Genomic DNA, 8,590 nt, shown 5'->3' with positions numbered 1-8,590 from the left:
GCGTCGAACAGTTCCACGGGCGCCAGCTTCGGCAGCTTCCTGGCGTCATCGACCGTGCCGCCCAGCCACAGGTCGACATCTCCCCGTTCGATCGTGATCGCTGAGCGCTTATCCTGTTGATGCGGCTCGAGCCGCGGATCCGGCTTGTGCATGCGGGACGTCAGCGGGTGGTGCAAGTTGCTTGGCCGAAGCGAATAGGCTGCCCCCTGAGCGTCTCTGTCCGATCGTTTGTGCAAAACATCACGAATAGGTCAACATCGAAATGGAGCTACGCCCACCGACTGCGCGGCCATCGAAGACATTCGCGTGGCCATGCCAACGGACGACCCTTACGACCCTCTGAGCGAACGCCGGAAACCAATGACGGAGTGGGAGCGCAGTCTGCGCCCGGCGAGCTCTTCAAACTGGATGTTCCTTGTGGCGCTCGCGTTCGCGACGGCGTTCCTGGCGCTCGCACTGTGGCAGGGTTGGCTCGATTGGCCTGGACAAGGGGCAGTCTCACGAGAAGCGAAGTGCGCCCCGCCCTGCGGCTTACTCCACAGTCACCCCGGCGCCACTTTCGGATCCGGACACCATCCGACGTCGGAGCCAGTTGAGACTCCTCGAATTCAACACGTCACCRAGTGCGTGACGTCTTCAGGGGCAGCGATGTACTCCGACGGACCTTGCCCTACAGGCACGCGCGCCGCTATTGTTGCAGTTCGGCCCGACGTCAACCTTGCCGACGGCATGGAGCCGAGCGCCCGAGCGGCGTCAACGCGGGAGAACAGCGCCGTGACTCAGGAGCGGCTAGCTCACGAGCGACGTGTTGCGATGAATGTCGACAGCGCTGAGGTGGAATGCGACCAGCTGGATTCGGTAATTGCCGCTCTCGACGCCGCAGCTCGACAGCCGCTCCCGGGTACCGAGCAGGACCGCCTCAGAGGCGAGCGGAAGCGAGCACGAGACCGCCAGTTTGCGCTACGGTGCCGATGATGAGCGCGAAGCCAGACGGTGGCTCTTTCAGTCAGAATGCGGCCCAAGACCGAACGTTCAATCCCCGACCCTAAATTCGTTGTAATGCAACCTATGCCTCCCGAATCGATGACGAAGTCGCGGAGAAGACGACACCATGCACATCTCCATTCTCACCTTTGAAGGCTTCAACGAGGTTGACCTGCTGATCGCATCGGCATCGTCAACCGCGTCAAGAAGCCAGAATGGCGGGCACGTCTGTTCCGATGAATGACCCCTTCGACGGCCCAGCGAAGGGGCGCCGCGCGCGGCCTGATTGGCGACGAAATTCGCCATCCGGACATAGGTTGGGTGGTCGTCGTCATGGACACGCGCGACTTGTCTCCCCAGGCCGCGGCCATCTACGCCGGCGCCAAGCAGACGAAGTACGGCATCGAGGTCCTGCTGAACTCGAAGGACGCCGCCCTGGAGAAGCTTTTCAAGCACCTGGGTCTCTACGAGCGCGACAACCACCAGCGCGTCGACCCACTGGCCAGCCTCCTGCACACGATCGTCAGTGGCAACTCCAGCGGCTTCAAGACCGTGGCGCATGACCTCGAGCATGGTTGGAAGGACTACGGCGGTCGAGATCGCAACCCAACAAGATAACCCCGGCCCTCACTCCTTCAAGAGAAGTGGGCCGGATGATTTCCTACGTCGTCGAGGCGGTCTGCTTGTGAGAATAGCTGCCAGCGCAGCCTGTTTCTCGCGCTCCTACGCCGCCACGTTGGCCCCGTGCTGCTGCTTTAGCAGGCCGAATTGATGTTCTGCCGCATTTGGTGGCCATGCGCGCTGGACATCCGGACACCGGCTGCCGGACTTTCTCGATCCGGCGCCACGGAGGGCACGAGAACCGAGGTTACCCATACGTTCGCGCGCAATGTGTTAGCAACGCAAGGTTACCGGGCCTCAGCAGTCGCGTCGATCGGAACATGTCGGAGCGGGTAGACTACGAACGCTGGTCTTCAGATCAGCAAGTAGCAGGTGACCGCCGGAGACTTCGTATCGATGGCGTGCTACCAGGGCAGTGCTTCGCTCGGCCTCCCGGCATAAATTGATCCCGTAGATCGTTTCCAGACCGCCAAGTCACCTGGCTTCTCTGGAAACATTTTGGGCGAAAGATTCATCGCGAACGCCGCGGTCATGCGGGTCCGACGGCTTCCTCAGCTTTCCTGGAGATGGCGCGGAACAAAGCGATCTTCAGCTTCTTCGATCTCATGATCTCCTGGGCTTCCGTGAGGTCTGCATCTTCAGGGGTGTCCACTTCCAAAAATCCGTATCGCTCGTAGTCGAGCGTGCGAGTGTCGGCGYAGTGTTTGATGCGCTTGACGTAGGAGAAGGAGTTTGTCACGTCAGCAAAATGGCTCTCGACCTGACTGAATGCGTCGGCCTTGCGGACTACGAGCATCCTTCTCTTGGTCACGAACTCTGAACGCGCCCCCTTGTGGTTGAAACCGATGTTCTTGAAGAGCACGACTTCTCCATCCTTCTTCAACCAATATCTGCCAACGTCGAACCAGTACCCGCGATCCGCGATCGCTTGGACCTTCAGGCAGCCGAGCCGTTCGGAGATGAGATCCTTGTGCCGTTTGAGGAAGCCGTCGACCTCGGTCCTGGCGATCGACACGTGCAGCGAATCGACGTTCGCATAACAGATTTCCGCGGATCCGTCGGACACGAAGCGCTCGATGGTCCTCATGAGCTTGAGTCTCGCGCTCGCGACGATCCGCGCGGACAGGCTGAACACGAGGCTGTCGGCCTGGATGTCCAAATAAGTGAGCTCCACGCCACTGTCATGCTTCTCGATTTTGAAGTACTTGCTCGTGTTCAAGAATCTGGATACGCCGGATATCCCGACCTTGTCGAAGTTCAAATGAAATTCCGACGACAGGAAAGTCTGCACGGCGTCCAGGGAACCGAAGCGTTTCTTCTTGAAGACGCGCTGGTTGGTCGAACTGTGCATGAGCTGCAAAGACAGCTTGCAGAAGTTCTCCATCACGGAGTCACCTCTTGACTTGCACTGGCGCCGCCTCGCGTAAAGGTCGCGTGCCTTTTGAAGAAGAGGGTGGGGCACGGTCTTGGCGCTGCAAAAGCCCTCGATGATCGCGACCTCGCGGAAAAACGTCCCGTAGTAGAGGATCTCATCCTTGAACAGAACCGTTTCGATCGAATCATCCGGGGCGAGCTTGAATCGGTGGGGCGTGCCCAGACGCTTGTACAAGAACGGATGCTTGTCAAGGAAGAATCCATCTTTGGCGCCTCGCAAAATGACCCTATAGATACCTTCTTCCAGCTTGCCGACATCGGTGGCGGGGTCCTCGAAGGATTCGTACCGAATGGATCTCGGCTCACAGAACCGACCGTTCATGCAGTCGGCATACATCGAATTGAAATCGAAGGCGATGATCACCCGGTCCGGGCGCTCCTCCTTCAACTTGAAGACTTCCTGGTAACCCTCTTTGTACGCAAAGAAAAAATGCCGGTCGAGCGCGTTCTTGAAGCGGAGCTTTCTGGCGACGGAATGCAGATGTCTGACCGTCTGGTCCCGCGCGAAACTACCGCCTTTGATGTCTAGGTTGTCGACCTTTTTCAGGAGCTTGTACAGGATGTCCAGGTTCGAGCGGAGAGACCGACCTGGCTTGACGTCGGCCATGAGGGGGTAGTCGACTTCGAGGATGCTCAGGCGCACATCTCGCAGTACCGCCTGCTCGAGAAGGAGGAAATATTCCTTGATGGTCAGGACGATCAGACGCATCCCGCCGTCTCCGGAAAACGTCTCGAGGAAGCTTGTGGCATCGGAGATGCCGCCCACGTGCATGATCCTGTCGCCGTCCGTCGCGATAGGCACATAGAGCGTCTTCCTCATCGCATTTGGATGGTCTGAGGCAATCCTGCGCGCGCTAGGGGGTGCGGCCAGGGAGGAGCGCTGGAACGAGACCCGGTTGTCCAATCTGCCGCAGACGATGGTGTTCGCCATCCTCAGACAAACGTTGTCGCGTAAATCTGCAGCGCCTCGGCAGCGTACCTTGGCGCAGGCATGAGATCATCAAGCGTGTCAAGCTCGGAGAGCTTCTGTCGGATTGTCTTTTGGTAGAAGTGCGACAGGGGCCGCAAATGGCGGACGCGCCATTTCGGAAAAAAAGTTTTGCCGGCGGGCAATGCGGTTTCCTTGGGCGAGAAATACTCGAAATTGGACATTGCCGTGCTCAGGCCGTCCATGTACAGGGCGTAGCTCTCGTCCCTCGAATTTATGTCGTGTAAGTTCAGATGTAGCCTAGCGACCGACAGAAGATTCCTCATGTGCTTGACAGGGAGTCGCGCCGCCGCCCCAACTCCGAAATGGCCGTCCACTCTGTCGTGCACGAAGCGTTGGATCAGCCCGACCCGGTCATAGGCGACCGAGCGTGCCGAGTTTTCCTTGAGCGAAGCACACAGCTCAGCGATTTCGTTGTTCAGGGCCATGTTGCTACTCATTCCACATACCTTGTATAAAATGCCGCTGATGAGTGTCTCGATGCAGTTTTTCGAGTCCACAATGTTCGAGTAGATCGGTGGAACGCCTTCCTTCCGCAGGTAGCGGCCAATTGCATAGTCAATGTTGTCGCGCATCAACTTTTGGATGAGGCGTCGCTTGATTAGTACCGCACTGTCCAATCCGGCGATCAGCTTTGCCCCGTTTTTTAACCGTTCGGCGTCAATGCCGTCGTCGATTCTTTCTGAATTCCTCGCCGGCTTTCTCTGAGGGGCGATGTCGTCGTCATCAAGATCGTCATCGGCTTGTGACCGAAAAAAGATCCGATGGACGCCGCTGCTGATTTCCAGTTCGGTGAAGCACCCTCGCATGTCAAAACTGTCGCTGCTCAAGATTCGTGCTTTCGAGAACGCTTTGCGATATGCAAAACTTGGTTTGAATTTGAAGAAAACCGCTTCCCTATGAGACTTGCGTTCGCTATCGACAGCCGAGGCATGCCCCAGCCAATGAGATCGCGACGAATGAAGTGCCTTGGAAAGGTTGGGCGCGTAGAACCGCGCAATCATTGTGCCCTGTTCCACCTACTGATCGAAATAGTCCGACCAGTACCGGACCAGTACCGTTCTTGCCGAAGCCGGCATCGCAGATCAGAGAAGCGAGAAGATGGCCCCGCATCATCCCGACGCGCGTACCCTGCTCGGCCTGTCAGCGCACACCAAATTTGACCAGGCAAGCGATCGGGACACCAAGTAGAACTTCCGCGTACCCGGAGGTCTCTACGCGCGACAACCACCAGCGCGTCGACCCACTGGCCAGCCTCCTGCACACCATCGCCAGCGGCAACTCGAGCGGCTTCAAGCCCGTGGCGCGCGACCGCGAGCACGACGAGGACGACTGAGGCGATCGAGATCGCCGCCACGTTGGCCCTGTGCTCCGGTTTGGAGGGCGACTTCTTCGCCTCGGGAGGTGTCACTGGGCATCGGGGCGACGATCTGGACGCTGGAGTACGAGGCGACCAGACAGGGCATGAAAAAGCACACCCGGCGGCGGGCTTCTTTGGGGGGTGTGGGGGCGATCCCTATGGGCGGCGCTTGTACGCCGACAACATACCGACAGAGGCGATGCCTGTGCTGCCTGTGCTGGCTAAGCGCCGCCCTTGCTCGCCAACTATTTCTCGGAGAGCGCTTCCACATCGTCAGGTAGCCCAAGTTGCTGCGCGATACTGCTTGCGAAGAGGAATCCCACGGCGAGCGCAAGCATGACTCACCGTGGGCATCTATCCGAGTGTGCGCCAATCATCAATAATCCTTAACAATATCAATATTAAATGGAAACTCAAGCTTTGATTGAATTACACGAATCTGTGCATTCGGGTAAATTTCCCGTCGAGTTGATTTCTACTTTGAGTGCGAATCCAGAAGCGTTGAATGAATGCGAGGTATTGGATTTCAAAGAGGCAGCGCCAGATGATGATGTTGAGTATGCAAAAGCCGTCAGAGACGCAATTGCTCTTTACAACTCCTATGGCGGCTTTATTGTATTTGGTGTCGAAGAAATAGAGAAGGACCGTCAGTATCGTATTTGTGGTGTCAATTCTGAGTTGCATATACAAAAATTCTTGGACATGCTTCGCAATACCTGCGGGATGGATTTTCGAGTGGATCGAAAACGATKCCAAATTGATGAAAAAAGTCTTGAGATACTGCGCGTTAGCAGACGGCCGGACGGGGATCAGCCGCTCAAATGCATCAAGAATGGTCCTGAGCTAAAGCCGAAACAGCTTCTTTACAAACGCGATGACATCGTCTTTCGCAGAATAAATTCCAATGCGGTCGCCGACAAACCAGCGGACTATGAGTTCTTGTACTCGCTGCGAAAGCAGCCCTACTTCGAGGTGCAAACAGCAGAGACGAACGGCTCACCGATTGTTCATAATTTGCCGGATCGGGCTTTGATTTGTGCTCAGTTCGTTGGAAGATCAAGCGACCTTGACGAGCTATGGGAATGGTTGGCTGATGATTTTTCGAGAGTTAGGCTTATCGCTGGAGAGGGTGGGTTGGGAAAAACGAGCCTGGCCTATCGATTTTGCGAAGACCTCATCAAAAGAAATGTAAAGCCATTTGAAACGGTGACTTGGCTTACCGCAAAAGATCGTCAATTCATTCCGTCGGCTGACGATTATCGCCGCGCGACCGAAGTTGATTTTAGCGACGCTTTATCCTTATTTAAGACAATCGCATTTCGTTTGGGCGCTTCTAAAGAAGAGATTGGAGGTGATGACATAAAAGCTGCAATGCAGTTGGCATTGCAGGTTTGCGAAGCGATGCCCAGCGTTGTTGTCGTTGATGACGTCGACTCGCTTTCTGAGAATGACCAAAAGCGCGCACTTGAATTTGGCATGCGGGCGCCTCCGGGGACCAAGCTCCTCCTTACGACCAGAGTGAACTTCTCATATTCAAGCGACAACGTTTTGAAGCTTGAAGGGCTTTCTTCTGAAGATTTTGCCGATTTTACCGATGTACTTCGGAAAAAATATCGATTGCCCGAAGCAACCTCGAAGCAAATTGCAAACTTCAGACAAGCTTCAGGCGGATCGCCCTTGTTTGCGGATTCCATACTTCGCCTAGAAAGGCGGGGCCTGCCCTTTGATCAGGCGGTCGGCCAATGGAAGGGCCAAAAAGGCATTGAAGCTAGAAAGGCGGCCTTGCAACGCGAGGTGCAGCAGCTTACCAAGGAATCCAAAAGAGCACTTTACGTTATCAGTATTCTTAGGAATTGCAGCTATATCGAGCTTGCGCAAATTCTTGAATATTCGGAGCAGACTTTGGGCGATGCGCTCCAAGAACTTGCGAGCTTGTTCTTGGTAAGTGCACCCGCAATTGCAAGGGAGGCGCGTTTCACTGTAGAGCCAAACACGGGCATGCTCGTGACTGAAATTGCCTCAAGCCTCGGCATCGATCATACCGCTTTGCTTGCGACAGCGAAAAAGAGCGGAAAGGACGCTATCGAGTTAGGTATGGTCCGTCGTTTGGATATTGTTGGCCAAGCGATTAGCCAAGCGATCGCTAAGCTGAAGGATCGTGACCCACGATCCGCGCTTGACGGATTGCTTGAAGTAAATAAACGCCTAACAAAGCCTCATCCCGACCTGCTGATGATGATGGGGCGCTGTTACCTTGAGCAGATCCCGCCGGGGAATTCAGAGGCCGCTCATTCTTTCAGTGAAGCTTATAGGCTTGGACAAAGACGATCGATGCTGTTTGATCTTTGGTTTAAATCTGAATATGCACGCGAAAATCTTGATGGGGCATTGGATGTGGCGAATTTTGCGCTTGTGCAACAAAGCCTTATTACTCCAGACTGGCATGAAAAGCGAGCCCAAGTGAGAATTGCTCGCGCGCGCCGCTCTTACCTCTCAAAGTCTGAAGGTCTAGCGACTCGCGAGCTTGATTCTGCCGTAAGGGATTTTCGTGCGGCGCACTCCATGTCGTCGAGTGCTGCTGAAAAGAGACGCCTACATTTGCTCATTGATCAATCATTGTCTCTGAAGGCAAATTTTGTTCTCAAGGACATAAATCAAGGTTATTCCACCTTGGAATCTCTTGAAAAGGCGCAAGCACTATGTGCAGAAAATCCTCTCAACTTTGAAGTGATCCAAAAATACATGGAAGGCATTGAGATCGTATTGTTAGATACGATGAAGCGCCATGTTGGCAAGCCGAAGGGCGCAGACAGGTCGCGACTAGAGGCTCAAATTAGCAACGGTCTTAAGTTTGGTTCTGCCGACTTTGGGCGTACCCCGCCTATATCGTTTCGCCATCAACTGCATTCTCTAAGGGACAATGCTGGTCGATATTCTGATCGACGTGATCTTTAAAGGCGCAGAATTTTCCGGCAAACCAGGAGGGAATTTTCAATACTGCAAGGTTCGGCGTGACCTGCGGCTGAAGTGCGACTTCTGGCATAAGCGCTGGGGCCAACAAGTCGACCAGATGTACTGTGGAGTGCGACTTCTTCTGCGCCCGGAACCCTTGCTGCATCAGTTCCAGCACCCGCTCCCTGCGCCACCATGCCAACGGTCTGCAGTGTCGGCTGCAATTGGTCTTCCACCTTGAGCGCCGCGAC

General features: G+C 55.3%; 6 protein-coding genes and 1 pseudogene. 4 read left to right on the top strand and 3 right to left on the bottom strand.

What is annotated here, in order from left to right:
- Window positions 1-1,111 precede the first annotated feature (1,111 nt).
- Window positions 1,112-1,215, top strand: a pseudogene (locus AC1DY5_RS31795) (AraC family transcriptional regulator); the annotation flags it as partial.
- A 9-nt stretch (window positions 1,216-1,224) separates the two neighbouring features.
- Window positions 1,225-1,602 carry a terminase small subunit gene (locus tag AC1DY5_RS31790; RefSeq protein WP_478117948.1) on the top strand — a complete coding sequence of 126 codons (378 nt, stop codon included), beginning with the start codon at window positions 1,225-1,227 and terminating at the stop codon, window positions 1,600-1,602.
- Between the two features lie 532 nt (window positions 1,603-2,134).
- Here the strand turns inward: AC1DY5_RS31790 and AC1DY5_RS31785 are convergent.
- Together AC1DY5_RS31785 and AC1DY5_RS31780 are read right to left on the bottom strand one after the other, a co-directional pair.
- Window positions 2,135-3,970: a hypothetical protein gene (locus AC1DY5_RS31785; RefSeq protein WP_478117947.1), complete on the bottom strand. Its 1,836-nt coding sequence runs from the start codon at window positions 3,968-3,970 to the stop codon at window positions 2,135-2,137.
- A 2-nt stretch (window positions 3,971-3,972) separates the two neighbouring features.
- Window positions 3,973-5,046 carry a hypothetical protein gene (locus tag AC1DY5_RS31780; protein ID WP_478117946.1) on the bottom strand — a complete coding sequence of 358 codons (1,074 nt, stop codon included), beginning with the start codon at window positions 5,044-5,046 and terminating at the stop codon, window positions 3,973-3,975.
- Window positions 5,047-5,186: 140 nt separating this feature from the next.
- Between AC1DY5_RS31780 and AC1DY5_RS31775 the strand changes: the two genes are divergently transcribed.
- Entirely contained in the window at window positions 5,187-5,363 is a 177-nt protein-coding gene (locus AC1DY5_RS31775) for a hypothetical protein (RefSeq protein WP_478117944.1), read from the top strand.
- Window positions 5,364-5,792: 429 nt separating this feature from the next.
- Window positions 5,793-8,342 (top strand): AlbA family DNA-binding domain-containing protein, encoded by a 2,550-nt coding sequence (locus AC1DY5_RS31770; protein WP_478117943.1) that lies wholly within the window; start codon window positions 5,793-5,795, stop codon window positions 8,340-8,342.
- Here the strand turns inward: AC1DY5_RS31770 and AC1DY5_RS31765 are convergent.
- Window positions 8,339-8,590, bottom strand: a 252-nt coding sequence (locus AC1DY5_RS31765) for a hypothetical protein (RefSeq protein WP_478117941.1), incomplete at its 5' end; no start/stop codon positions are given. The genes AC1DY5_RS31770 and AC1DY5_RS31765 overlap by 4 nt on opposite strands.

This window comes from Variovorax sp. P4_D9, from assembly GCF_056401695.1.
This window is presented reverse-complemented; position numbering and strand designations above follow the sequence as displayed.

Bases quoted from the DNA above. Each gene is read 5' to 3' on its own strand.
- AC1DY5_RS31790 (WP_478117948.1), top strand. From the start codon at position 1,225: ATGACCCCTTCGACGGCCCAGCGAAGGGGCGCCGCGCGCGGCCTGATT.